The organism is Priestia iocasae, assembly GCF_016909075.1.
Lineage (GTDB): Bacteria > Bacillota > Bacilli > Bacillales > Bacillaceae_H > Priestia > Priestia iocasae.
The window spans coordinates 407,924-432,228 of record NZ_JAFBFC010000002.1; the positions used below are offsets into that span (position 1 = coordinate 407,924).

Consider the following 24,305-nt stretch of genomic DNA (forward strand, 5'->3'; position numbering starts at 1 on the left):
TCGTTGCTTCATGTAATATTTAAAGCAATTTTCGCATAGCGTGACATACGTTCTTTACTCCAAGGAGGATTAAATGTAATGTTTACTTCTACATCGTTTACTCCTTCAAGCGGAGACAGCACTCTCTTCACATCTTCGGTAATGGTTCCTGCTAGTGGACAACCAATTGATGTTAACGTCATTGTGACAACCGCTGTACCCTCTTCGGTTAATGTTGTTTCATACACAAGCCCTAAATTTACAATATCAACGCCAAGCTCTGGATCCACTACCTCTTCAAGAGCTTCCATTAATTTTTCTTCTTGTTTTTCACTCATACGATCCCTCCTTTGTTACCGTCATTATACATACTCATGATCATAAATTGAAATAAAAGGGTCTTAACGGACAGGTTCTTAAATATATGTTAAAGTAAAGATAAATCTTAAGATGGAAAAGGAGTCTTTATGTCGACAAAACCACATTTAATTGCGCTTGATTTAGATGGTACACTTTTAACTGATACTAAAATCATTTCACCTAGAACAAAAAAAGTCATTGAAAAAGCTAAACAACAAGGGCATATTGTAATGATTGCGACTGGTAGACCTTATCGCTCTAGTTCCATGTACTATACTGAACTTCAACTAAACACTCCGATTGTAAACTTTAATGGAGCGCTTGTTCATCATCCTCAACAGCAGTCATGGGGAGTTTATCATAATCCTCTTCAACGTCAAACAGCTCATCATATTGTTGAAGCCATGGATAGCTACAATGTAAACAACATTTTAGCAGAGGTCATGGATGATATTTATCTCCATTATGAGGATCGTAAACTTATTGATGTCATTAGCTTAGGAAATCCTAAACTTCAAACAGGAGATCTTCGCCATACGTTAAATTATGATCCAACCTCTATCCTTATCCATGCAGATGAAGCGCATGTAGATGAAATTCGCTCACATTTATCTTCTGTTCATGCAGAAGTGATTGAACATAGACGCTGGGGTGCTCCATGGCATGTCGTTGAAATCGTTCGAAAAGGATTGAATAAAGCTGTTGGATTAAAACGTGTTGCGGACCATTACAACATTCCTCAAGATCGTGTAATTGCATTTGGAGATGAAGATAATGATTTAGAAATGATCGAGTACGCCGGGCACGGAATTGCAATGGCAAACGGCATCTCAGCGCTAAAAACAATCGCAAATGACATTACACTTTCAAATGAAGAAGATGGTATTGCTTATTATTTGGAAAACACGTTGAAATTATAATCATTCCATTTATTTGTCATCTTCTCCATCGCTACTCAATGCAGGTAAAATTTTAGTACGATGACAAATGAGAAAGTGACAAATACTATAATCGACACAACTTATTGTGTCGATTCTTTTTATATTTGAGGAGGAACTAACTATGGGTAGAAGCAATAAATCAAAACGTTTTGTGAAGCAAGGTGCTGACGCGGTTCAATTACATGATGAACGTTTTCCTTATCACATGACTTTATCAGAAGCTGAGGCTATTAAAGCTCAACATATCCATTCTTCTCCTCATGGAGGACAACAATAATGAGAAAATCTTTTTTTGAACAAGCAAAAGGTGCAGTAGCACGTTTAACAGATGCAGTTACTCAATCTTCAAAAGAACACCGAGAAGAAATGGGCTCTTTTGAACATGTGCATGATAAAAAGGCAAATCATAAAGATCATCATGATTCTGCAAAAAATCATAACGGACAGCTTGATATGTCTAACAAAATGTTAACAGCAGCAATGGCTAGTGCTTCTCCAAAAGAGCAACAACAATTAAAACAATTGAATCACTCATTAAATCATGCTTACGGAACAGAGAAGCAAGGTGCTCAAATGAGTGAACATGTTCATCAAAATGAACAAGGACAAGGACAAATGCAAATTGCTGAAGACATTTTAAATTTCACAGAAAATCAAGCGAATCCTGAAGAAAAAGCACAAGTAGAAGAGCTGGCACAAGAAATTGAACGCAAATTTTAATTAAAAAAATCACGGGAATTCCCGTGATTTTTTTAATCTTTGCGAAAGAAACCAAATATTCCTGTCGTTTGAACAATATTTGTGAACGCATTTGGATCAACTTCTTTAATAATTTGCTCTAAATCAAACAATTCATAGCGTGTAATAACGATAATCATCATTTCTTTTTCTTCGTTAGTAAACGCACCTTTAGCAGGCACGGTAGTAATTCCCCGAACCAACTTGGAGTGAATAGCTTGTTTTAAATCAGCCGCTTTCTTTGTTACAATCATTGCTGTTAATTTTTCATGTCTTGTATGAATTGCATCAATTACACGAGTGGATGCATATAACGTTACCATTGTATAAAGAGCTTTTTCTCCTCCATATAACAACCCAGCTGTTGTAATAATAACAGCATTTAACAAAAAGAAATATGTACCAACTGGTTTGTCTTTCATACGTGATAGAACCATTGCAACAATGTCTAATCCACCTGTGGAAGCTCCCCATTTTAACGTTAGTCCAACCCCAATTGCCGCTATTACCCCACCGAACACCGCATTTAACAAAATATCTTGAGACATGCGATAAATCGGTATTAATTCTAAAAAGATGGTGGTTGCAGCAACACTGACAAAGCTATAAACCGTAAAAGACTTCCCTACCTTCTTCCACCCTAAAATTGTTACAGGAATGTTTAAAAGGAATAATAAAATTCCCGTCGAAATAGAAAAAGGAGTATATTGTGTTAAAGTAGTCGATATTAACTGTGCTATACCGGTAAATCCACTAGCGTACACGTTAGCTGGAATTAAAAATAAGTTTAGCGCAATTGCATTTAATAATGCACCAAAAATAACAATCGCAAATTTCTTCACTTCTAACCAAATGATCACCAAATACACCTCCTGCTTTTAAAATCTATGTCATTTAGTATGTTCGTTTTGGATGAATAAAAAAGAAGTTATACAGAAAAATTGTGTTTTTTGTGAACTACTTATAAACTATTCATATCCACATGTTAATGTAATAGGAAGGTGTTTGTATGTCAATTAAAATTTTAACTGATAGTGCTAGCGATTTACCGTTAGAGTTTTTTCATAAACAAAATGTCACATGTATTCCTCTACGAGTTCATTTAAACGATAAAGAATACCTAGATCTAGAAACGATTCAACCAAAAGAAGTATACGAAGCAATTAGAAACGGTGCCATGCCTAAAACATCACAAGCTTCACCAACTGCCTTATATGAGGCCTTTGAAGAAGTAGCGAAGTCTGGAGATTCATGTATTTACATCGCTTTTTCCTCAGAACTATCTGGTACGTATCAAACGGCTATGCTAATGAGAGAAGATCTACTAGCTGAATACCCTGATTTTCAGTTTTCAATCATCGATACAAAGTGTGCCTCGCTCGGTCAAGGACTCGTTGTTCATTACGCTACACAGCTTTTAAATAAATCTCTATCCTTTGAAGATACATGTCAGCAAATAAAAAAATACGCTTCAACTATGCAGCATATTTTTACCGTTGATGATTTAGATTTCCTTGCACAAGGCGGTCGTGTGAGTAAAGCGTCTGCATTTGTAGGAGGACTACTAAATATTAAACCACTCCTTCATGTAGAAGATGGAAAGCTAATTCCAATTGAAAAAATACGAGGACGTAAAAAAGTGCTAAAGCGTATGCTAGAGCTAATGGAAGAGAGAGGTTCAAATTTTAAAGATCAAACCATTGCCATTAGTCACGGTGACGATGAAGAAACCGCTCTGCAGCTGAAAGACATGATTCAAGAAAAGTTTGGTTGTACATCGTTTATTATCAATCAAATTGGTGCAGCGGTTGGTTCTCATGCAGGCCCCGGTACAATTGCGTTATTTTTCCTAGAAGATGTTATCGCATAATCAACTATAACAAGGGTAACATATGGATACACACATAAAAAAGGAGTGTATCAACGTGGCAAAAACAAGTGATAACGATAAAAAAGCAAAAGACAATCAAGCAAGACATGAAAAAAAGAACATGCAAGAGCAAAAAAGCCAGCAAGCTGGACAGCACTCATACTCTAAAGAAGTCGACCATTTATAAAAACCATTCTCAAACGGAGCAACAATCGTCTCATTTGAGAATGGTTACAAACCGCCTTGCCTATGAAATTCAGTAAAATGGATGAATAGATGGACAAGGCATGTTGCTTGTAAGTTATTTTTTCTGTTACTATGAGACAAACTTAAAAAGAACCCTGTCACTTTATCTAGTGAAAAATAGATAAGGTGACAGGGCTTTTTTACTTACTTATTAATCAAATTCAAAATTAGTCTCTTTTAAAATACGTCCATCCTTCTTCTTGGTACACTTTCCCATCTTTCATTAGCTTACCAAGTGCTCGTTTGAATGAAGCTTTACTCATATTAAAGCGTGAACGAATGTCTTCTGGATAACTCTTGTCCCAAAACGGCATCGCTCCACCACGCTCTTCCATATAAGCATAAATTTCATTCGCATCTTCATCCATGCTATCTTGTTTTCGAGGAATTAATGATAAATTGATTGTTCCATCCTCTTTTACATCAATGACACGCGCCGTAACAAGTGCCCCTAAATTAGGCTCTTCTTTACGCTGTGATTCATGAATGAATCCTAAATAGCCTTCTTCTGTAATAAATGAAGATCCTACTCGTAACACGCGATAAATACGTCCTTCGATTTCACGATTAAATAATGTTTTTGGCGCATCTACTTTTAATGTTTTCATGATTTCTTCTGTTGCTATTTTTCCATACATCTTCCCGCTAGTTGTTACTTTCATTGTGCAGTAAAGTTTATCACCTTTTTTTGGCCATAAGCTTTTCAGAGGGGGTAAATCTGTCTCTCCAATGAATAAATCTTTGTTAATGCCCATATACACGAACACACCAATTTTCGGATCAACATCTACCACTTCGAGCCATTCATACGTTCCTTCTTCAATAAATGGAATATGCATCGTAGCCGTCGAGCGACCTCGTTGGTCCATATAAAGAAATACTTCTACTTCTTCGCCTTCTTCTAATTCTTTTGTAACTTCATTTTGATGAAGCAATATTTCTTCTTCAAATCCTCCACTTAACATATAACCGATTGGTGTTTGTCGTACCACTTTTAAACGCTCTTTGTAACCAGCTTTCACCATTGTTATAATCGAATCCTTTCTTTTCAAGTAACGTCTCTTCTCTTTCTCATTACTATTAAAATGTAATTTTTATTTTTAACATTCCTCTTCATCTATAACCATAATCATTATAACCAGCTTTCATTACTGTTATTTCACTATATGAATGTACATAATGAAATAAAAGCCATAACTTGTATTGTATCAATTTGTTGACTTCTATTCAACATCAGTTGTAGAGTGTTTTAAATTTGTCTATAATGAAAGCAAGAAAATTTTACATATCGGAGGTTATACAATGGCAAAAGAAAGTTCATTTGATATTGTATCAAAAGTAGATTTAGAAGAAGTAAAGAACGGAATTACAATTGCTTTAAAAGAAATCAAGACTCGTTATGACTTCAAAGGAAGTAAAAGTGATATCTCACTTGATAAGGAAGAGCTTGTGCTTATTTCAGACGATGAATTTAAACTTGAACAATTGAAAGATGTACTCATTTCTAAACTAATCAAGCGCGGAGTTCCAACAAAGAACATTTCATATGGAAAAGTAGAAAATGCATCGGGTGGTACGGTACGTCAGCGTGGCAAGCTTGTGCAAGGAATTGATAAAGACAACGCGAAACAGATTAATACAATGATTAAAAACAGTAAGTTAAAAGTGAAGAGTCAAGTTCAAGATGACCAAGTACGTGTAACTGCCAAAAGTCGTGATGATCTTCAAGCCATTATCGCGGGTGTTCGAGAGCTAGACTTACCAATTGAAGTTCAATTCATTAATTACCGTTAATGGATTGCAACAAAGGATTCAACATTCCTTTGAACCCTTTCATCTTTAGTTAAAGGGTGATAAAAATAGGACATGACTGGTTCTACTGTCATGTCCTATTTTTCGACTAAATAATTTACCCATTAACCGGTGTCCCACCGTTCACATGAATCATCTGCCCTGTTATATAAGCAGCTTCATCACTTGCTAAAAATACATAGCTTGTCGCTACTTCATTTGGTTGACCTGCACGTTTCATTGGGGTATTCGCACCAAATGTGGCTACTTTTTCACTTGAGAAGGTAGACGGAATAAGTGGCGTCCAAATAGGACCAGGAGCAACGCCATTCACACGAATCCCTTGTCCAACTAATGACTTAGAAAGCGAACGTGTAAACGCAACAATGGCTCCTTTTGTTGATGAATAGTCAATTAACTGCTCGTTCCCTTGATAAGCTGTAACAGATGCTGTATTAATAATTGAACTCCCTGATTGAAGATGAGGAAGAACCGCTTTTGTTAAGTAAAAGAATGAAAATACGTTTGTTTGAAACGTTTTTTGTAGCTGCTCGGCTGAGATTTGTAAGATACTCTCCTGCGGGTGTTGTTCTGCTGCATTGTTTACTAAAATATCAACTTTACCAAATTGTTGGATCGTCTTTTCAACAATTTCATGACAAAAGGATTCTTCACCAATATCACCTGCAAGAAGCAAGCATTGTGCTCCTAGGCTTTGTACTTGTCGTTTTGTTTCCTCTGCATCACTCTGTTCGTCTAGATACGTCACAACTACATTTGCGCCTTCTTTTGCATAATGATACGCTACTGCTCGACCAATTCCGCTATCTCCTCCTGTAATAATTGCCACTTTGTTCTCTAATTTTCCGCTTCCTTTATACGTATTACTCATTGAAGTTGGCTTTGGATTCATTTCCGATTCCACACCAGGTTGTTTATTTTGATGTTGAGGTGGAAATGTTTGTTGCTGTTGATTTTGATTACTCATGCGATTCACTCCTCTTTCAACTAATCTCACCTGTTATTATGGCTTCACTCTGTACACGTATACCCTACTCTTATTTTCTAAAAACAAAACCCAATTAAAAATCCAGCTCGTCAACTGCAGTTGACGAGCTGGATTTTTAGTAACGTTCTCTATTTACGAAGTGACACTTTTTTTATTAATGCGCTTACAAGATTGTCGTTCAACAATTTCATGTGGAATGCGAATTTGTTTCACAATGTGATACGGACTTTCAATTTGATCAATTAAACTACGGATAGCTTGATAGCCAAGCTCAAAGATATTAATATTGACTGATGTTAAAGCCGGTCTAGCTAATTCTGAAATTAACACATTATTGAAGCTAATAACTGAGATGTCTTCTGGAACCGAGATGTTCATTTCATCCAATGTATTTAACACCCCTAATGCCATTAAGTCATCAGCTACAACAAGAGCAGTTGGTCGATCTTTTAATGACATAAGCTCATAAACAGCTTCTTTACCACCGCGTTGTAAAAACTCCTCATGTACCACATACTCATCACGATACGTTAATCCTGCATTTTGAATGGCTTTATCATAGCCTGTTAACCGATCAATGGTTACTACGAGTTGCAGACTTCCACCGATAAATGCAATGTTCTCATGTCCAAGATTAATTAAATATTCCGTTGCTTCGCGTCCTGCACCGAAATTGTCATTGTCTACGTAAGTAATACAATCATTATCTTTATAAGGCTTTCCGACTACAACAAAGGGAATATCACGTTCTTGCAGATACGTGAGAACTTGATCATCTACTTTTGAATAAAGAAGAATTAAGCCATCTACTCGTCTACCTTGCACCATTTGGACAACTTCTTGAAAAATTTCTTCTTCTGTTTCTCCTGTTGACATGTATAGCGCTTGCTTTTTCTCATGAGCACCTGTGCTAATTCCTCTTAGTACTTCAGGAAAGAATGGATTTTGAAACACTTTATCTGCAGAACTTGGCATCACAAGGCCGATTGCTTGTGTTGATTTATTCGCTAAACTACGTGCAATAATATTGGGATGATAACCAAGCTCCTCCATTGCTGAACGTACTCGTTTTTTTGTCTTTTCACTAATGCGAGAGCTGTTTGCAATTACCCTCGATACCGTTGAAGGCGCAACATTTGCTAGACTCGCCACATCTTTGATTGTAACCCCCATAACTAGTCCCCCTCTCCCTACGTTGCCGCTATAATCATACCATGTTTTTTAACGGTTTCACTTACTATTTTCATACAATTTATCCGGTCTTTCTTCTCTAACTCTCTTCCGATGTAAACGGATTCATTTCTTCTAACTCCGTGATACTTTATATGTCACGGAATGAAGAATTGATTACTTATTTATGAAGACTTTTTACGACGCTTGCGAGCAAGAAATAAGAAGAGACCAAACGCTACATATACAACAACAAGTGCCACAATATAAGGAGTATTAAGTCCTTTTTTATCTGTTACAACATATACATTTGTCTTCTCACGGTCAAGCGCTACTTTATATTGTCCGTCTACTGGTCGAATGATATCTTCTTCTAGCAGCCCTTTTAATTGCTTGTCTTCACCAAACATATCTCCCTCTAAGTCTACTACCTGTGTAGAAGATGTGTTATTAATGGCTACAAGAGTTGTTTCATCTTTATACGTTCGTTGATAAAGTGCCATTCCGCCTTTTTCATAGAGTACATCAAATGTTCCTCTCGTTAAAGATGGTAATTCAGCTCTTAGCTGAGCCAGGTTCTTAACATAATCAATCACTTCTTTATCTGTTCGGAAATCCATTAGTCGTCGGTTATCAGGGTCTTCCCCTCCATCTAATGCAATTTCGGTACCGTAATAAACAATTGGAATTCCTGGAGAAGTATATAAGTATGAGAGCGCTTGCTTTGTACGTGTTCCTGGATGTTGCTTATTTTGTAACGCTTTTCTTGTAAATCGCACTGTGTCGTGACTATCAATAAATGTTCCTAATAGATAAGGGTTTTCATAGTAAGCTTGATTACGCTTCCAAACATCGTATGGATTTTGTTGTGACTGATCTACTTTACTAAAAGTAGTAGACACTTGTTCATAAAGCGGAAAATCAACAAATGCATCAATGCCTGCTTCCTTATATTGAGAAATGTAGCGTGGGTCGTTATGCCAAACCTCTCCTAATAAAAAGAAGTCTTTCTTGACACTTTTTACTTCTTTTGAAAACTCGTTCCAAAACTCTTTCGGAACATGCTTAACCGTATCAAGGCGATAGCCATCAATATCGGTTTCCTGAATCCACCATTTTGCAACATCAATAAGATAATTTTCCACGTCAGGATTTTCTTGATTTAAATCTGGAAGACCGTAAATCCATCCATTTTCTACTTCTTCTTGACTATCCCAATTAGCAATCTCTTTTTGCTCATGAAACCAATCTGCTTTTTCAGCATCTTTCGACCATGGGTGATTGTAGCCCACATGATTCACCACAAAGTCTAAAATGACTTTTATATCACGTTTATGTGCTTCTTCTACTAACTTTTTCACATCTTCTTTTGTTCCAAAGTGTTCTTCTACTTCATAGAAATCTTCTGTCCAATAACCATGATATCCTTTTTCTTCATTTTTAAAGATTGGTGTTAACCAAATAGCCGTAAACCCCATATCCTTTATATAATCGAGCTTATTTGTGACCCCTTCAATGTCACCACCATGATACGCTTTCGGATCGTTCATATTGACCTGAAAATCATTCTTAAAATTTCCATTGTTAAAACGATCAACCATAATAAAATAAATCATTTCATCTTGCCACGTTCGATCTTCTTTTTCAACGGCCTGCACAGGGAGGCTGTAAAAAAGAAGAAACGGGAGTAGCAACAGAGCCAACACTCGTTTACCTCTCACCGTATTCTCCTCCTTTAACAAATTATTTACCTCTCCTAGATTATCCCTTCGTACCTCCAGCCGTCAAACCTGAAATAAAGTATTTTTGACAAGCTAAGAATAATAGAGCGATTGGAACAGCAATTAATACAGATCCTGCAGCGAACGCTGTAAACTGATTACCGAATTGCTTGGAAATCATGTCGTATAGACCAACAGCTAGTGTGTAATTCTCTGCTGAACGAAGTAACACTTTTGCTAAAATGAAATCTCCAAATGGAGCCGTAAATGTGAACAATGCAATAACCGCAATGATTGGTTTCGCTAGTGGCATAACGATTTGGAAGAAGATACGTAAGTGACCTGCTCCATCCATTTTCGCTGACTCATCTAGCTCTTTTGGAATCGTATCTAAATACCCTTTCATTAACCATGTATTCATTGGGATTGCTCCACCTACATAGATCAAGATTAATCCAAGGTGTGTATCAACTAATTTTGTGACAGTCGCTAATACGAAGATTGCGATTAACGCCGCAAAGTTTGGAATCATCTGTAAGATTAAGAATGTTAATAATCCATTTTTTCTTCCAATAAAACGATAACGAGAAAATGAATAAGCCGTTAAGCTAACTAAAATAAGTGAGAAAATCATCGTTAAAATACTAATTTTCAACGAATTTGCATACCAAATTAAATAGTTACTTTGGCTTGTATCAAATAACGCTGCATAATGCTTGAATGTTGCGTTTTCTGGAATCATGCTAGACCCGGATAAACTATCTCCTGGATTTAATGAAGAACCAACGATCCAAAGAATTGGGTATAAAATGATGGCAAACATCACTAGGATAACTGCGTATGATAATGTTAAACGAATGGTTTTTTGTGTTTTTATACTCATAGTTACATCATATCCTCTTCTTGGAATGATTTTGTACGTTTAAACTGCCATAAAGCTACTGTAATAACGATTAATGATAGAATCATTGTAATGGCTGCAGCTTTTCCATACTGCTGAGAAGTCATTGTTAGACTGTAAATCCATGAGATTAAAATATCTGTACTTCCAGCTGTTTGTCCAGATACTGCAGGTCCACCTGAGTTGAATAAGTAAATAACGTTGAAGTTATTAAAGTTAAACGTATATTGCGTAATTAAGATTGGAGCCGTTGCAAATAACACAAGTGGTAACGTAATTTTAGAGAACTTTTGAATCGCTGTTGCTCCATCTACTGTTGCTGCTTCATATAATTCATCTGGAATAGATTGCAGCACACCTGTTGTCATTGCAAAAATGAATGGGAATCCTAACCACGTTTGGATCATAATAAGTGCAATTCGACTCCATAAAGGCTCAGTCATCCATTTCACACCTTCAATTCCGAAGAAAGCGAGAATGTCATTATTGATTGCTCCAAATGTTTCGTTAAACATCCCTGCAAATACAAGAATTGACACGAATCCTGGTACTGCCCAAGGTAGAATGAAAACGGTACGAATAAATGCTTTACCTTTTAAATCTTTTTGGTTAATTAAGATTGCTAGAAAAATACCTAGTGCTACTTGAAGTGTTGTTGCACCAAATGTCCAAATTAACGTCCACGCAAATACACTAATGAATGTTTCACGCCAAATTGGCACCGTTGCGATATCAATAAAGTTCTTTAATCCTACCCAGTCTACAAGTTTGGCTGGTGGTGAATGATATAAATCATAGTTTGTAAATGCAAGTAATACTACGAATAAAATCGGGAAAATAACAACGAATACAAGAAGAACAAATCCTGGTGAAATCATTAAATATGGAAAACCACTATCTAATACGTTATGATATTGTTCTTTTACTGTACTTAAGCGTAAACCTAAATCACGTTTTTCACCGTTTTTGTATGCATCGTATAAGTTAAACACATAAAAACCGAGTGCAAAAACCAATAGAATAACCGATAAAATTCCGTAAACTAGCAAGAAAATTGAGTGGTCACGTGGTAATTTTTCACCTAAAGTGACAAGCCCCCATAACCCAATATTTAAGAAATCTTTAAACACAACAACGAAGGAAATTGTAAGTAGAAGAAACAGCATTCCTTTTAAAATTTGACGATTATACAACTGACCTAACCCAGGGATTATGGATAAGCCTAACGCCACTTTACGATGGTTGCTACCTTGCAATGTTTGCTCTGGCTGATTTCCAGCATGTTTTAGCTCCATTTTTGGCCTCTCCCTTTCATTCTAAATAACCGAAGTGATTGAATAGATTTGTGTTTTTATGCAAACGTTTGCGCCATTATTGATGAAAGAGTACCTCTAATTGTCTTAGAGGTACTTCTTCATGTAACTCGGCTTATTTTCCACCGTGGTTTGCTTTAATGTTTTCTTCAATTGTACCGCGAGCTTGATCTAATGCTTTCTTAGAATCAGCTTTACCAGTAATAACTGTTTGAATTGCACTTTGCATTGGAGCCCAAACTTCTGACATTTCAGGAATTGAAGGCATTGGTACTGCATTTTGAGATTGTAAAGCAACCGCAGAAGCTAACTCATTATCTTTAATGATTGGATCTTCAAGTAATGCTGTGTTTGGCGGAATTTCTTGTGTTAACTCAAAGCGTTTTTTCGCATTTTCATCGCTTGTAATATGATCAATGAATTTTTCAGCCCACTCTTTGTTAGTAGAGAATGATGTTACGTTCCAACCTTTTACACCCATGAATGTTTTCACTGGCTCACCGTTTGGTAACGTTGGCATTGGTGCTGCACCAATTTCAATACCAGCTGCTGTATAGCCTTGGAATGCCCATGGACCGTTCATAACAGAAGCAACTTTTCCTTCGTTAAATAATCCATCTAATGCACTACCACCATTTTCACCGATAATACCGTTTGGTAATAACTTATCTTTGTACCAAGTGCTAATGTAGTCAACTGCTTCAATTGCTTCAGCACTATTAACACCTAAGTCAGCCGTATCAAATGAACCGTCTTTTTCACCAAATACATAAGAACCATAACCGTTTAGGAAACCGTGTGCAAAGTAGTAGTTATCAAGTAATGCTAAGAAACCGTAGTTGCCACCTTTAGTGAAATCTGTTGCAAATGTTTTAAGCTCGTCCATTGTTGCTGGAGCTTCTGACATTAATGCTTTGTTATAGATGAATACTGGCGTTTCAGTTGCTTTTGGTAATCCATAAAGCTTACCATCAAATGTCATGGCATCTAATGATGACTCACTGAAACGAGATGTTGATTCATCAGAAATTGTTGTTAACTCTGTAAGTAAACCTTTTGTAACTGCTGGTCCAATGTTGTCATGTGGAATAGTTACAACGTCTGGAGCTGTACCAGCTGGACCATCTAATGCTAACTGCTCTTGAATTTTTGTTGTTTCTACTTCTTTGTACTCAACTTTGATACCATGCTCTTTTTCAAAGCTTTTAATCGCATAATCTAATGCTGGACCTTTATCTTTATCTTCCCAAACCACTAGCTTTTCTGGCTTTTCTTCTCCATTACCAGAAGCTGGTGATGTACTTGTTTCTTCATCCTGTGGACCGCAAGCGGCTAACATCCCAACTGTTAGTGCTGAAGTCATTAATACTGATAACGCTTTCTTCATTATGACCCCTCCGTCAATGTTAATATTTTTCTATAATATTGTTCTGTACAAACGTTTGCGCATCCTTGATAAATATAACGCTTTCATTTTTAGTGAAAACGTTTGCACTTTCTATAACTCTATTATACCTATAAACAATCATTTGACAACTACTTTTTTAAAATTTTTCTATTGGTCTAATTTTCTATCTTCTTAACGCTTACATAAATGATAGCACTTGACAAAGCAACATGATTTTTCTACTCTTTATATAAATTAAATAAAGTGCAATCGTTTTCATAAAAAGGAGCTAACTATATGTTAAAAGAGGCTATTTATCATCGTCCTAAAAATAATTATGCATATGCTTATGATGAAAAAACATTACACATTCGCTTGCGCACAAAAAAGAATGATGCCACATCTGTTACCCTCATTTGTGGTGATCCTTACCACTTTGAAAACCAATCATGGCAATATTCAGAAGTAACGATGTCAAAGAAAGAAACAGACCAATTATTCGATTACTGGTTCGCTGAAGTTCCTCCTACATTCCGTCGTATGCGATATGGATTTAAACTAGCAAACGAAGAAGAAACCATTATATATGGAGAAAAAGGTTTTTTTGATACACCTCCTACAGATGATACGGCTTATTATTTTTGCTTTCCATTTTTGAATAATGCTGATGTATTCCGTGCACCAGCTTGGGTAAAGGATACGATTTGGTATCAAATCTTTCCTGAACGTTTCGCAAACGGAGACTCATCATTGAATCCTGAGGGCGCTTTAGAATGGGGTAGCACTGCCCCTACTCCAACAAATTTCTTTGGAGGTGACTTTCAAGGAGTTATCGAGCACTTAGACTACTTATCAGATTTAGGTATTAACGGCATCTACTTTACTCCTATTTTTAAAGCATATTCAAATCACAAATACGATACAATCGACTACATGGAAATTGATCCACAGTTTGGCGACAAAGAAACCTTTAAACGACTTGTGAAAGAATGTCATAAGCGTGACATAAAAGTAATGCTAGATGCTGTGTTTAATCATAGTGGATATTACTTTCCTGAATTTCAAGACGTCTTGAAGAATGGAGAACAGTCACCATATAAAGATTGGTTTCACATTCGAGAATTTCCTTTAAAAGAAGAGCCAATTCCAAACTACGATACGTTCGCTTTTGTTCCAAGTATGCCAAAGTTGAATACAGAGAATGAAGAATTGCGCAATTACCTTCTAGAAGTTGGGAAGTACTGGGTTGAGGAGTTTGACATTGATGGCTGGCGCTTAGACGTAGCAAATGAAATTGATCATGCATTTTGGCGTGATTTTAGAAAAGCGGTCAAGAGCATAAAAGATGACGTGTACATTTTAGGTGAAATCTGGCATGATTCAATGCCTTGGTTACAAGGAGATCAATTCGATGCAGTTATGAACTATCCATTCACAACTGCTGCTTTAAACTATTTTGCAAAAGATAAAATTTCAACAAAAGAGTTTATTGAAGAAATTCAACACGTACTTTCTTCTTACCCTGTTAATGTTAATGAAGTAGCTTTTAACTTACTAGGTAGTCATGACACACCTCGTACGCTAACAGTTTGCAATGAATCGACTGATAGAGAAAAATTACTCTTTCTATTCCAGCTTTCGTTTATTGGAACTCCTTGTATTTATTACGGTGACGAAATTGGTATGACCGGAGGACCAGATCCTGGCTGCCGTAAATGTATGATTTGGGATGAAGACCAGCAAAATCAAGAGCTACTTCATTTTACAAAACAACTAATTTCCTTACGTAAAAAGCATCAAACTTTCGGCAATCACGGCAATATTACATTCTTTGAAACTGAACATGGTCTTTTGTATACGAAGTCTAACGAAAACGAAACATTCATTTTCGCATTAAACAACCAATCGGAGGCCATTTCCATTTGTTTACCAATGGATCTACAAAATAAAGTTCTAACAAATGCGATGACCGGTGAACAATTCGCAGCTAATTCATCTGAAGTAAACGTCCAATTAGATGGATTCGGATTTGAAGTTTTAAAGGTTGAACACGCGTACCAACTTTAAAACAAAGAAGCTATTTTAACTCAGAAGTCTCTAAGTTAAAATAGCTTCTTTATTTGATTGAACTTTTTATCCTTCACTTCGATGTACAAACCTTCTATATCTATTAGGAGAAACCCCTTCTTTTTTTCTAAACAACCGTGAGAAATACGTATCATCTTGTATCCCCACTTTCTCAGCTACTTCTTTTATTTTCATATCTGTTGTTGCCAACAAGATTTTTGATTGAGAAATTCGATACTGTTGTAGATACTCAACAGGTCCAACTCCCATTGTTTTTTTCATACTTCTCGCGATGTAATCTGGATGATAATGTAGCTTTAGCGCAACTTCTTGAACAGAAAGATCTTCTTTGAAATGGGCGCGAATATACGCGATATACTTATCACACACTCGCTCAGCTGCAGTTGGAATAGCCAACGCTTCTTTTTGAAGAATAATAAGAATTTCTTGAAAAATCATTTGTTGTTGTAATTTATTTTCAACTGAACCATATTCATTTAAATGGACTAATTCATCTAGCTTCTGCTCCATAATTGCTCGATTATCAAAGCGACCATATGTAGGAATTTGAAATATAAATTGTGCAGGCTCAGTAAATGTTCCTTCTTTTTGAAATAAATCCCTCCATTGAAGAGAGGCATTCGTTTCATATGAAAAAGAGCCTTCTACTGAAAAATGAAACCAAATGACGTCTGTACGCTCGTCACACCCTTTATGCCCATAGTGCTCTAAGCCCGGAGATAATAGAATATATTCTCCTTCATTCACCTTATACTCCATCTCATTTTCCGACATATACAACGTCCCTCTTTTGACATATAACAAGTCAAACACGGTATACGTTCTTTTAAAATGCTTCTTTCCCTTTAAAAACGTATGCGTCCCCCCGATAATAAATGTTGGAAACGGTGGTAACTTAAAGGTCACCATCATCTATTGATCACCTACTTCGTTAAGCTATGATACATAAACATCTTCTATAACCTCAAAGATCTACCTATCGCTCACAATTCTATCCTCGAAAGTAGATATTACATGATTAGGTGTAAAATATTTATGTCGGATTTGTTCAATAGTTATCGTTTTTATCTCTTTTTATTATAACAAAAAACCTTTACTATATTACTAGTTTGTATGTCGGATTTGTCAAAAGGAGAAACATATGAGTACATTAAAAGAACATAAAAAAATGGCTCTCTTTACATTAACTTGGCCTATCTTCATTGAAATTTTTCTCCATATGTTAATGGGAAATGCAGATACACTTATGCTAAGTCAATACTCAGATAACTCAGTAGCTGCTGTTGGAGTTGCAAACCAGATTCTTTATATTATTATTGTTATGTTTGGCTTTGTTGCAACAGGTAGCTCCATTATTGTCGCTCAGCAACTAGGGGCAAAGAAACGGAAAGAAGCTTCTGAAGTGGTAGTTATATCTATAATAGCAAATGTTCTATTCGGAGCTGCTTTAAGTTTAATTGTTTACTTATTTTCTAAGTCATTGCTTAGAATAATGGATTTACCAAATGAATTAATGGGAGAAGCAACGATTTACTTACAAGTTGTTGGTGGTCTTTCATTAATTCAAGCTATTATCATGACAATTGGAGCAACCTTACGTAGCTATAGCTTCACAAAAGATACTATGTACGTGACGATTGGTATGAATATCTTAAATATTATAGGAAATTACTTTGTTATTTTTGGTCCATTCGGTTTTCCGGTATTAGGCGTAGAAGGTGTTGCCTATTCAACAGTCATTAGCCGCTTTATTGGTTTGATGATCATTGTCGTGATTTTATTCAAACGAATTGATGAAAAATTACCTTTTTCATCATTTTATAAATTACCAAGCGTCCATTTAAAAAACTTATTGAGAATTGGCATCCCCTCAGCTGGAGAGCATTTATCGTACAATACATCTCAAATGGCAATTACGTACTTCATTACATTAATGGGAACGGAAGCGTTAACGACAAAAGTATATGCACAAAATCTGATGATGTTTATCTTTTTATTTAGTGTGGCCATTAGTCAAGGAACTCAAATTCTAATTGGTCATCTTATCGGAGCTGGAAAGTTAGACGAAGCGTATGAGCGTTGCTTAAAAAGCTTGCGACTCTCTCTTTTCATCTCTACATGTATGGCTATTATGTTTTCATTTTTCTCAAAGCCATTGTTAACCATTTTCACATCTAACCCAGAAATTATTGCTGTGGGCAGTACGCTTATTCTACTAACCATTATCTTAGAGCCAGGAAGAGCCTTTAATTTAGTTATCATCAACAGCTTACGAGCAGCCGGCGATGTTAAGTTTCCTACATATATAGGTATCTTATCAATGTGGGGGATCGCTGTCACAATCTCTTACTTATTAGGAGTTGTGTTTGGCCTAGGATTAGCTGGCGTATGGGTTGCCTTCATTGTTGATGAATGGCTACGAGGCCTCATCATGCTTTGGCGCTGGCGTTCCAAAGTGTGGGAACAAAAGTCATTTGTTCCTAGAACGGCATAACTTATTACGACAAAAAGAGCCAGTTGTGCGCCCTTTCAAAAGCCACTGGTTCTTTTTTATTTTTCTGTTAGAAAAGGAGCTTTTCTCCTTCCTCACCTCTTTATTCACACCTTCTTTTAATTCGCAACATCAATGTAAGAAGTTCTGACATTGATGTTTTTTTATTCACTAAAATTGAAAGCGTTTTCTTTATTTTTATCGAAAAATAGGCGATTTTATTGTAAATTCCTCTTGAAATTTCTGAAAATTCATCATATGATATTAAACATAACATATCATGTAATAAAACCTTACATTTAAGTTCGAGGGGGATGGCAAATGAAAAAGGTTGAAGCGATTATTCGTCCAGAAAAGTTCCAATCATTACGTGAAAAACTCGAAGAAGTAGGAATTAACGGTTTAACGGTTTCAGAAGTCGCAGGGTGCGGACAACAGAAAGGACAACAAGGATTGTTTCGCGGAAGAAGTTTTGAGATTAAGCTAGTGCCAAAGGTAAAGGTTGAAATGGTCGTTGAAGCGGAACACGTTGATGAAATTATAAAAATCATTCAATCAACATGTGCCACTGATCAAATTGGAGATGGAAAGATTTTTGTTTATACAGTTGAAGATGCTATTCGTATTCGTACAGGAGAATCTGGGTTGCAAGCTATTTTATAAACAAGTAAGTAAATAAATGAATAAACAATAGAAAGGATGAAAGATATGAAAAAGAAAATTGGTGCTCTATTAACACTTGGGTTGTTTAGTGCAACAAGCGCTAACGCAGCTCCTCAAACAGTCGAAACGGTAAGTGCGTCTCTTGATATGATGTGGGTGATGATCGCTGCATTCTTAGTTTTCTTCATGCATGCTGGATTTGCAATGGTCGAGACAGGATTTACACGTTCTAAAAATGCACTAAATATCTTAATGAAAAATATGCTTACTGTCTCAATCGCTTCTGTCCTTTATTTTGTAGTTGGATATGGTATCATGTTCGGTTCCTCAGGAGGCGGCTTTATTGGAACAGATGGCTTTCTTCTAAATGGTCATAATGATCAAATTGGATTCTTTGTTTTCCAAGTAGTATTCGCTGCAACGTGTGCAACGATTATCTCTGGAGCGGTAGCTGAACGAATGAAGCTTTCTAGCTACATCTTTTTAACAGTCGTCATGACAGCTTTCATTTATCCAGTGGTTGGTCATTGGGTTTGGGGCGGAGGCTGGTTATCTGAGCTAGGATTTGTTGATTTTGCTGGTTCGACTGTCGTTCATTTAACAGGCGCGCTAGGTGCTGTTGTTGCTGTTAGTTTCTTAGGAGCTCGTATTGGAAAATATAAAAACGGAAAAGTAAACGTCATTCCTGGACATAACATTCCTCTTGGCGCACTAGGTGTATTCATTCTTTGGTTCGGTTGGTTTGGCTTTAACGGTGGAAGTACATTGGCAGCAGATCCAGAGCTTGTTCCAAGTGTCATTGCTACTACTCTCATGTCTGCTTCATGTGGTGTCATTTCATCAGCACTATACACACTTCTTCGCTATAAACGAATTGATGCGAGTTTAACGTTAAATGGTGCACTTGCTGGGCTAGTTGGAATTACAGCCGGAACAGCAAATGTATCTATCATTGGCGCTTTAATTATTGGCTTAATTGCAGGTGTTATCTTAGTAGAAGCTGTTCAGTTCTTCGACAGCATATTAAAGCTAGATGATCCAGTTGGAGCTATTTCTGTACATGGTGTAGTTGGAATTTGGGGAACGTTAGCTGTAGGTCTTTTCGATACAGCAAATGGATTATTCTATGGCGGTGGAGCGAGCTTGCTAGGCATTCAAGCTATCGGAGTAGGAGCTGTTATGGTATGGACAATGGGAACAGTTGGAATCTTTCTCTTTATCTTAACTCGCTTTTCTTCAATTCGCGTTTCTCGTGAAGAAGAGATTTCAGGACTTGACTTTGCTGAACATGGTTCTGCAGCTTATGAGCTTCGTGAAAACTTATTATCACAAGGAAATAGCGACCCATCACCAGAGTTCGGTCTAGGTCTAATTGATCGACTTAACAATGTAGGAAACGTAAGTAAAGCAAAACAATCACTCTAAACAAAAAGCACTGCTACTCGCAGTGCTTTTTGTTTAGACCTATTTAAAGCCTATGAAGGCCTCTTAATAAGAGGCCTTCATAGGCTTTGATTTTATATAGACGCGATGATTTGTTGCTTCTGCTCATTCGTTACATAATGTTTTGTATCAAATACTTGATACTCTTCTTTTCGAATTTTATCTAAGATTGCTCGGTATAGATATGCTGCTCCTTTTAGCGGCATGCGAGATGAAAGAGGATAGTAATGAAGGGTACTTAATCCCTTTTCGTACAATCCTTCTGCTTCTTGTGCCAAATGCTCCCACAACTGAACAAACGGTTTATTTACAACCTTCTCCTGCATCATCTCTCTTGTATATCCATAATGATTCATTAACTCTTTCGGAAGATAAATTCGCTCACGTTGCAAGTCTTCTCCAACATCTCTCAAAATATTCGTTAGCTGCATCGCAATTCCAAGAGCAATTGCATCTTCTTCTAACATCTTATGGTGCTCTGGAGCTAAAATTGGTAACAACATTAAACCTACTGTACTCGCTACATGATAAGAATAATATTTCACTTCATGTATCGTGTCATATTCTTTCTTTGTTAAATCCATCCGCTGACCTTTAATCATGTCATCAAATGCCTTTACATTCATATCAAAGCGAATAAATACATCATGCAATGCAACCCACATCGGGTCTTCAAGATGGACTGCTTTCTTTTTAAAGTCTTCAAATTGCTTTTCAAACGCTTCTAGTTCTGCAATTGGATTAAGCCCTTCATCTACAATGTCATCTACTTTTCGGCAAAAAGCATATACGGCCCAAACGGCTTTTCGCTTTTCATGTGGTAACAGAGAAAAGGCTTTATAAAATGTTTTTGAATGGGTAGCAATAATCTGTTCACAATACCTATAAGCATCATCTAACAAATTAGCCATCTATTTTTCTCCCTCCTTGCATATAGCATTCTTTTATAATCGTAATCTTTCATTCTTTATTTATGAGACAGCCCCATCTACCGTCAGCTGTTCTTTTCCTACATGCTTATTCTTCTCTTCAATTAAGTGATTAGCTAATAGTTTCGCTCCTTGCATCACGATTGGCACACCGCCTCCTGGATGAATGGATGCACCCACTGCAAATACGTTTTCATATTCATATGGACGATATTGAGGACGAAACACCCCTGATTGAAACAGTTCTGGAGCAATACCAAAACTTCCTCCCTCGTATAATCCAAAATTACGTGCATCACTTGGGGTACGTACTTTCATCCACTCTATCTCTTGTCTAAGTCCTGGAAATGCCCTTTTCTCTATTTGATCAATCATCTTTTCAATGAATTCGTTTTGATTTTCCCAATCAATATGATCACCCGATGGAACTGGAATAAGCGTATACAGAACACTTTTCCCTTCTGGTGCGAGTGTCTCATCTAATAATGATGGATAAAATGTATAAACAGCTGGATCATTCGGTAGTTCCTTTGTAGTAAAGACTTGATTCATATGCTCTTTAAAGGAATCCCCCATAAAAAATTGATGAACATTTCCGTGCGTATAACGTTTCTTCAAACCAAAATATAAGAGTAAACAACTAGAAGAAGGTGTATATTTTTTCTCTTTTTGCTTCGCTAGATTTGCCATTAAAGGAAAGTCACCATTTAACACTACAGCATCTGCTAAATACTTATTCTGGTTGGCAATTAGTCCAGTCGCTTTAGAGTCTTCAAAACAAATTTCTTCTACTTTACAGTTAAGGTGAATAGTTACGCGACGCTTTTGAAGCTCTTCTTCAATTACTTCTACTAAGCTGGCATATCCACCTTTTACATAATAAATTCCGTGTTCATGTTCACTATAAGGCACAAGCGAATAAATAGCTGGTGATGTGTAAGGATTTCCACCAATATAAAGAGATTGTAATGAGTAGGCTTGCTCTAACCGTTCATCTTTAAAATGAGAAGAAACGTATTTATTTACAGACTGATGAGCATTTAGCTTACTTAGCACTTTTAAATTGTTCCACGTCCAAAAATCTCGCTTTTTAGCAAATGTTTTTTGTAAAAAAGCTTGATTTCCTAAAGCAAAGTTAGCTTTCATTTCAGTCATAAACCGTGAAAAATTGGTTTCTTCTCCAGGAAACACCTGCTTAATCTCTTCTAATTGCTTTTCTAAGGAACCATGTTTTGTATATGTGGTACCATCTAAATAGTTAATCGTGTACAACGGATCACATTTAATGAGTTCATACTGAGAAGAAGAAATGCCCGCTTCCGCTAAAATCTCTTGCAGCATATGCGGAAGTAAAACGATTGTTGGTCCTTCATCAATTCTGTAATCTTCATGTGTTGTAAAAGCAAGTCGTCCACCTAGCTTTTCTTCTTTTTCAAAGATTTCTACCTCAATGCCCTGTTTAGTTAACAATAAAGCCGTAACTAACCCACCAATTCCTCCGCCTACAATAGCTACTTTCATAACACTCGCTCCAATTTAGTTGTTGTTTGAATAGGTTGATTAAACGATTTTGCATCTCTCTTCAATATCGCTTTTGTTGTGATTCTTGCTGATTCCAAAATTGTTGGCAAGCCACTACCTGGGTGAGTACCTCCACCTACAAGCCAGCAGTGCTCCAACTCTTCAAAACGATTATGTGGGCGCAGTACCATCATTTGAGAAAGCTGATGTCCTAAATTAAATGTCGCACCTTTATAGACATAAATGTCCTCTTCCCATTGCTTTGGAGAAAGAATACGTTCAACCTCAATATGGTCTTCAATATCTTTGAATTCTGTTCTCTCTTTTACCGTCTTTAAGACTAACTTCTTAAATTCGTCCTTGATGTCATCCCACTCGATTTCACTAAAATTATTCGGCACAGGAGCTAAAATATAGAGCGCTGATTTTCCTGCTGGCGCTAAAGTTGGATCTGTTACACTAGCATTTTGAATATAAATAGACGGGTCTTCTGGTAACGTTAACGTTTTAGTAATCTCTTCTACATTTTTCTTATAATCATCTGCAAAGATAATCGTATGATGAGGTAAGTCGTATTGTTTATTCACACCTAGATAAATCATAAAAGTGGAGCACGAATACTTTTTATTCTCTAGTTTCTTTTTTTCATATTTTTTCAGGATTCCTTCATCTACTAGATTTGTCATTGCATGAGCAAAATCTCCGTTAATGACAACATCATCAGCGGGGACTTTTTCTCCACTCTCTAGTACAATTCCTTTTACTTTTTGAGCTTCTATCCATAACTTCTTCACACCGTTATTAAGATGTATACGTCCACCATATTCTTTCACTACTTGAGCCATTGCTTCAGAAAGCTGATTGACTCCACCAATTGGATGATAAACGCCATATGCGTGCTCCATATAAGACAAGATTGAAAAAGCACCCGGACATTCCCAAGGAGACATTCCTAAATACTTTGACTGAAATGTAAAGGCAAGTTTTAATTGTTCTGCGGAAAAATATGTGCTTAATACATCATATAAGCTTTTACCAAGTGATAAATGAGGCAATGCACGAAAAACAGAAGGACGTAAATAATGATAATAACGATCCATTTGACTTTGCAGTAATGGTGTAAGAGCGTCCATTTTTACAGCCGTATCACTCATAAAACGCTCATATCCTTTTCCGTTACCTGGAAAATGCCGTTCAATTTCTTTTTTCATCTCTACTGCATCATCTGTCATATTAACTTTTTTATCATGAAAAACTAGCTCATACATCCTGGTTAACCTTTTTAATTCTAGGTAGTCATGCGCATTTCTGCCCGCTGCTTCAAACATCTCTTCTACAATGTGCGGCATACTTAAAAAGGTTGGCCCCATATCAAATGTATAGCCATCTATTTTAATTGCAGAGTTTCTCCCGCCAACATACGGTTGCTTTTCATATACATCTATTTCATACCCGTGGCTAGCTAACAACATTGCAGCCGCCAATCCTCCTGGACCAGCTCCAATTACAGTCACACGCTTGCGCATGATATTCCCCCTAATCAAGTTATACAAATATTATACAAACATTATACAAATGTTATGATGAAATGACAATAAAAATATACTTTTTGATTATTTATTGAAAGATGACGATTCTTTCTATCATTTTATGTACAAACTTCTTAGATATATCCTTTGTTAGCTAAACCTTGCTATTTATGGCATCTTCTTCTCATCCCCCTATTTATGGAATTGAAATGAAG

23 protein-coding genes are annotated in these 24,305 nt (G+C 36.5%); 10 read left to right on the plus strand and 13 right to left on the minus strand.

Annotation, left to right across the window (positions count from 1 at the left end; translation table 11 throughout):
* Positions 1-8 precede the first annotated feature (8 nt).
* Positions 9-317 (minus strand): metal-sulfur cluster assembly factor, encoded by a 309-nt coding sequence (locus JOC83_RS07135; RefSeq protein WP_205185745.1) that lies wholly within the window; start codon positions 315-317, stop codon positions 9-11.
* Positions 318-446: 129 nt separating this feature from the next.
* On the opposite strand from JOC83_RS07135, the gene JOC83_RS07140 reads away from it, so the two are divergent.
* The 3 genes from JOC83_RS07140 to JOC83_RS07150 all read left to right on the plus strand — a co-directional run bounded on the left by JOC83_RS07140 (position 447) and on the right by JOC83_RS07150 (position 2,000).
* Complete coding sequence (locus tag JOC83_RS07140) at positions 447-1,259, plus strand: Cof-type HAD-IIB family hydrolase (RefSeq protein ID WP_205185747.1); 813 nt, start codon at positions 447-449, stop codon at positions 1,257-1,259.
* Between the two features lie 142 nt (positions 1,260-1,401).
* Positions 1,402-1,557 (plus strand): hypothetical protein, encoded by a 156-nt coding sequence (locus JOC83_RS07145; RefSeq protein WP_205185749.1) that lies wholly within the window; start codon positions 1,402-1,404, stop codon positions 1,555-1,557.
* Positions 1,557-2,000, plus strand: a complete 444-nt coding sequence (locus JOC83_RS07150; RefSeq protein ID WP_205185751.1) for a hypothetical protein — start codon at positions 1,557-1,559, stop codon at positions 1,998-2,000. Before JOC83_RS07145 ends, JOC83_RS07150 begins: the two co-directional genes overlap by 1 nt.
* 32 nt (positions 2,001-2,032) lie before the next feature.
* Here the strand turns inward: JOC83_RS07150 and JOC83_RS07155 are convergent, their stop codons facing one another.
* A complete protein-coding gene (locus JOC83_RS07155; RefSeq protein WP_378913232.1) occupies positions 2,033-2,878 on the minus strand; it encodes a YitT family protein in 846 nt (281 codons plus the stop codon).
* Between the two features lie 149 nt (positions 2,879-3,027).
* Between JOC83_RS07155 and JOC83_RS07160 the strand changes: the two genes are divergently transcribed.
* Both JOC83_RS07160 and JOC83_RS07165 read left to right on the plus strand, forming a co-directional pair.
* The gene (locus tag JOC83_RS07160; RefSeq protein WP_205185753.1) at positions 3,028-3,888 is read left to right on the plus strand and encodes a DegV family protein; all 861 of its coding nucleotides are present in this window, start codon (positions 3,028-3,030) and stop codon (positions 3,886-3,888) included.
* A gap of 55 nt (positions 3,889-3,943) precedes the next feature.
* Positions 3,944-4,075 (plus strand): DUF3941 domain-containing protein, encoded by a 132-nt coding sequence (locus tag JOC83_RS07165; protein ID WP_338038883.1) that lies wholly within the window; start codon positions 3,944-3,946, stop codon positions 4,073-4,075.
* Positions 4,076-4,301: 226 nt separating this feature from the next.
* Here JOC83_RS07165 and JOC83_RS07170 read toward each other — a convergent pair whose 3' ends face one another.
* A complete protein-coding gene (locus tag JOC83_RS07170; RefSeq protein ID WP_205186055.1) occupies positions 4,302-5,159 on the minus strand; it encodes a CvfB family protein in 858 nt (285 codons plus the stop codon).
* Between the two features lie 277 nt (positions 5,160-5,436).
* Here JOC83_RS07170 and JOC83_RS07175 point away from each other — a divergent pair, with 277 nt between their 5' ends.
* Complete coding sequence (locus JOC83_RS07175; protein WP_205185757.1) at positions 5,437-5,928, plus strand: YajQ family cyclic di-GMP-binding protein; 492 nt, start codon at positions 5,437-5,439, stop codon at positions 5,926-5,928.
* Between the two features lie 115 nt (positions 5,929-6,043).
* Here the strand turns inward: JOC83_RS07175 and JOC83_RS07180 are convergent, their stop codons facing one another.
* From JOC83_RS07180 to JOC83_RS07205, 6 genes are all read right to left on the minus strand, one after another.
* Positions 6,044-6,913 carry an SDR family oxidoreductase gene (locus JOC83_RS07180; RefSeq protein ID WP_205185759.1) on the minus strand — a complete coding sequence of 290 codons (870 nt, stop codon included), beginning with the start codon at positions 6,911-6,913 and terminating at the stop codon, positions 6,044-6,046.
* A 153-nt stretch (positions 6,914-7,066) separates the two neighbouring features.
* Positions 7,067-8,107 carry a LacI family DNA-binding transcriptional regulator gene (locus JOC83_RS07185; protein ID WP_205185761.1) on the minus strand — a complete coding sequence of 347 codons (1,041 nt, stop codon included), beginning with the start codon at positions 8,105-8,107 and terminating at the stop codon, positions 7,067-7,069.
* 182 nt (positions 8,108-8,289) lie between these two features.
* Complete coding sequence (locus tag JOC83_RS07190) at positions 8,290-9,825, minus strand: alpha-amylase family glycosyl hydrolase (protein WP_205185762.1); 1,536 nt, start codon at positions 9,823-9,825, stop codon at positions 8,290-8,292.
* A gap of 40 nt (positions 9,826-9,865) precedes the next feature.
* Positions 9,866-10,708 carry a sugar ABC transporter permease gene (locus JOC83_RS07195; protein WP_205185763.1) on the minus strand — a complete coding sequence of 281 codons (843 nt, stop codon included), beginning with the start codon at positions 10,706-10,708 and terminating at the stop codon, positions 9,866-9,868.
* Between the two features lie 2 nt (positions 10,709-10,710).
* Positions 10,711-12,021 carry a carbohydrate ABC transporter permease gene (locus JOC83_RS07200; RefSeq protein WP_205185764.1) on the minus strand — a complete coding sequence of 437 codons (1,311 nt, stop codon included), beginning with the start codon at positions 12,019-12,021 and terminating at the stop codon, positions 10,711-10,713.
* A 133-nt stretch (positions 12,022-12,154) separates the two neighbouring features.
* Positions 12,155-13,426: a sugar ABC transporter substrate-binding protein gene (locus JOC83_RS07205; RefSeq protein WP_205185765.1), complete on the minus strand. Its 1,272-nt coding sequence runs from the start codon at positions 13,424-13,426 to the stop codon at positions 12,155-12,157.
* Between the two features lie 297 nt (positions 13,427-13,723).
* On the opposite strand from JOC83_RS07205, the gene JOC83_RS07210 reads away from it, so the two are divergent.
* A complete protein-coding gene (locus JOC83_RS07210; protein WP_205185766.1) occupies positions 13,724-15,493 on the plus strand; it encodes a glycoside hydrolase family 13 protein in 1,770 nt (589 codons plus the stop codon).
* A gap of 66 nt (positions 15,494-15,559) precedes the next feature.
* Here the strand turns inward: JOC83_RS07210 and JOC83_RS07215 are convergent, their stop codons facing one another.
* Positions 15,560-16,426: an AraC family transcriptional regulator gene (locus JOC83_RS07215; protein WP_205185767.1), complete on the minus strand. Its 867-nt coding sequence runs from the start codon at positions 16,424-16,426 to the stop codon at positions 15,560-15,562.
* Between the two features lie 229 nt (positions 16,427-16,655).
* On the opposite strand from JOC83_RS07215, the gene JOC83_RS07220 reads away from it, so the two are divergent.
* The 3 genes from JOC83_RS07220 (at position 16,656) to JOC83_RS07230 (ending at position 20,093) form a co-directional block, all read left to right on the plus strand.
* On the plus strand, positions 16,656-18,008 hold the full coding sequence (locus tag JOC83_RS07220) for an MATE family efflux transporter (RefSeq protein ID WP_205185768.1): 1,353 nt from the start codon (positions 16,656-16,658) through the stop codon (positions 18,006-18,008).
* Between the two features lie 318 nt (positions 18,009-18,326).
* Positions 18,327-18,668 (plus strand): P-II family nitrogen regulator, encoded by a 342-nt coding sequence (locus JOC83_RS07225; protein WP_205185769.1) that lies wholly within the window; start codon positions 18,327-18,329, stop codon positions 18,666-18,668.
* 45 nt (positions 18,669-18,713) lie between these two features.
* Complete coding sequence (locus tag JOC83_RS07230) at positions 18,714-20,093, plus strand: ammonium transporter (RefSeq protein ID WP_205185770.1); 1,380 nt, start codon at positions 18,714-18,716, stop codon at positions 20,091-20,093.
* Positions 20,094-20,185: 92 nt separating this feature from the next.
* Here the strand turns inward: JOC83_RS07230 and JOC83_RS07235 are convergent, their stop codons facing one another.
* From JOC83_RS07235 to JOC83_RS07245, 3 genes are read right to left on the minus strand one after another with little or no spacing between them, the layout of a single operon-like run.
* Complete coding sequence (locus JOC83_RS07235; RefSeq protein WP_205185772.1) at positions 20,186-21,022, minus strand: phytoene/squalene synthase family protein; 837 nt, start codon at positions 21,020-21,022, stop codon at positions 20,186-20,188.
* A gap of 60 nt (positions 21,023-21,082) precedes the next feature.
* Complete coding sequence (locus JOC83_RS07240; protein WP_205185774.1) at positions 21,083-22,561, minus strand: phytoene desaturase family protein; 1,479 nt, start codon at positions 22,559-22,561, stop codon at positions 21,083-21,085.
* Positions 22,558-24,087, minus strand: a complete 1,530-nt coding sequence (locus JOC83_RS07245) for a phytoene desaturase family protein (RefSeq protein WP_205185776.1) — start codon at positions 24,085-24,087, stop codon at positions 22,558-22,560. Before JOC83_RS07245 ends, JOC83_RS07240 begins: the two co-directional genes overlap by 4 nt.
* Between the last annotated feature and the right edge of the window lie 218 nt (positions 24,088-24,305).

Coding starts and splice junctions, on each gene's coding strand:
- JOC83_RS07135 (WP_205185745.1), bottom strand. CDS start 317: ATGAGTGAAAAACAAGAAGAAAAATTAATGGAAGCTCTTGAAGAGGTA.
- JOC83_RS07140 (WP_205185747.1), top strand. CDS start 447: ATGTCGACAAAACCACATTTAATTGCGCTTGATTTAGATGGTACACTT.
- JOC83_RS07145 (WP_205185749.1), top strand. CDS start 1,402: ATGGGTAGAAGCAATAAATCAAAACGTTTTGTGAAGCAAGGTGCTGAC.
- JOC83_RS07150 (WP_205185751.1), top strand. CDS start 1,557: ATGAGAAAATCTTTTTTTGAACAAGCAAAAGGTGCAGTAGCACGTTTA.
- JOC83_RS07160 (WP_205185753.1), top strand. CDS start 3,028: ATGTCAATTAAAATTTTAACTGATAGTGCTAGCGATTTACCGTTAGAG.
- JOC83_RS07170 (WP_205186055.1), bottom strand. CDS start 5,159: ATGGTGAAAGCTGGTTACAAAGAGCGTTTAAAAGTGGTACGACAAACA.
- JOC83_RS07175 (WP_205185757.1), top strand. CDS start 5,437: ATGGCAAAAGAAAGTTCATTTGATATTGTATCAAAAGTAGATTTAGAA.
- JOC83_RS07180 (WP_205185759.1), bottom strand. CDS start 6,913: ATGAGTAATCAAAATCAACAGCAACAAACATTTCCACCTCAACATCAA.
- JOC83_RS07185 (WP_205185761.1), bottom strand. CDS start 8,107: ATGGGGGTTACAATCAAAGATGTGGCGAGTCTAGCAAATGTTGCGCCT.
- JOC83_RS07195 (WP_205185763.1), bottom strand. CDS start 10,708: ATGAGTATAAAAACACAAAAAACCATTCGTTTAACATTATCATACGCA.
- JOC83_RS07200 (WP_205185764.1), bottom strand. CDS start 12,021: ATGGAGCTAAAACATGCTGGAAATCAGCCAGAGCAAACATTGCAAGGT.
- JOC83_RS07205 (WP_205185765.1), bottom strand. CDS start 13,426: ATGAAGAAAGCGTTATCAGTATTAATGACTTCAGCACTAACAGTTGGG.
- JOC83_RS07210 (WP_205185766.1), top strand. CDS start 13,724: ATGTTAAAAGAGGCTATTTATCATCGTCCTAAAAATAATTATGCATAT.
- JOC83_RS07215 (WP_205185767.1), bottom strand. CDS start 16,426: ATGATGGTGACCTTTAAGTTACCACCGTTTCCAACATTTATTATCGGG.
- JOC83_RS07220 (WP_205185768.1), top strand. CDS start 16,656: ATGAGTACATTAAAAGAACATAAAAAAATGGCTCTCTTTACATTAACT.
- JOC83_RS07225 (WP_205185769.1), top strand. CDS start 18,327: ATGAAAAAGGTTGAAGCGATTATTCGTCCAGAAAAGTTCCAATCATTA.
- JOC83_RS07230 (WP_205185770.1), top strand. CDS start 18,714: ATGAAAAAGAAAATTGGTGCTCTATTAACACTTGGGTTGTTTAGTGCA.
- JOC83_RS07235 (WP_205185772.1), bottom strand. CDS start 21,022: ATGGCTAATTTGTTAGATGATGCTTATAGGTATTGTGAACAGATTATT.
- JOC83_RS07240 (WP_205185774.1), bottom strand. CDS start 22,561: ATGAAAGTAGCTATTGTAGGCGGAGGAATTGGTGGGTTAGTTACGGCT.
- JOC83_RS07245 (WP_205185776.1), bottom strand. CDS start 24,087: ATGCGCAAGCGTGTGACTGTAATTGGAGCTGGTCCAGGAGGATTGGCG.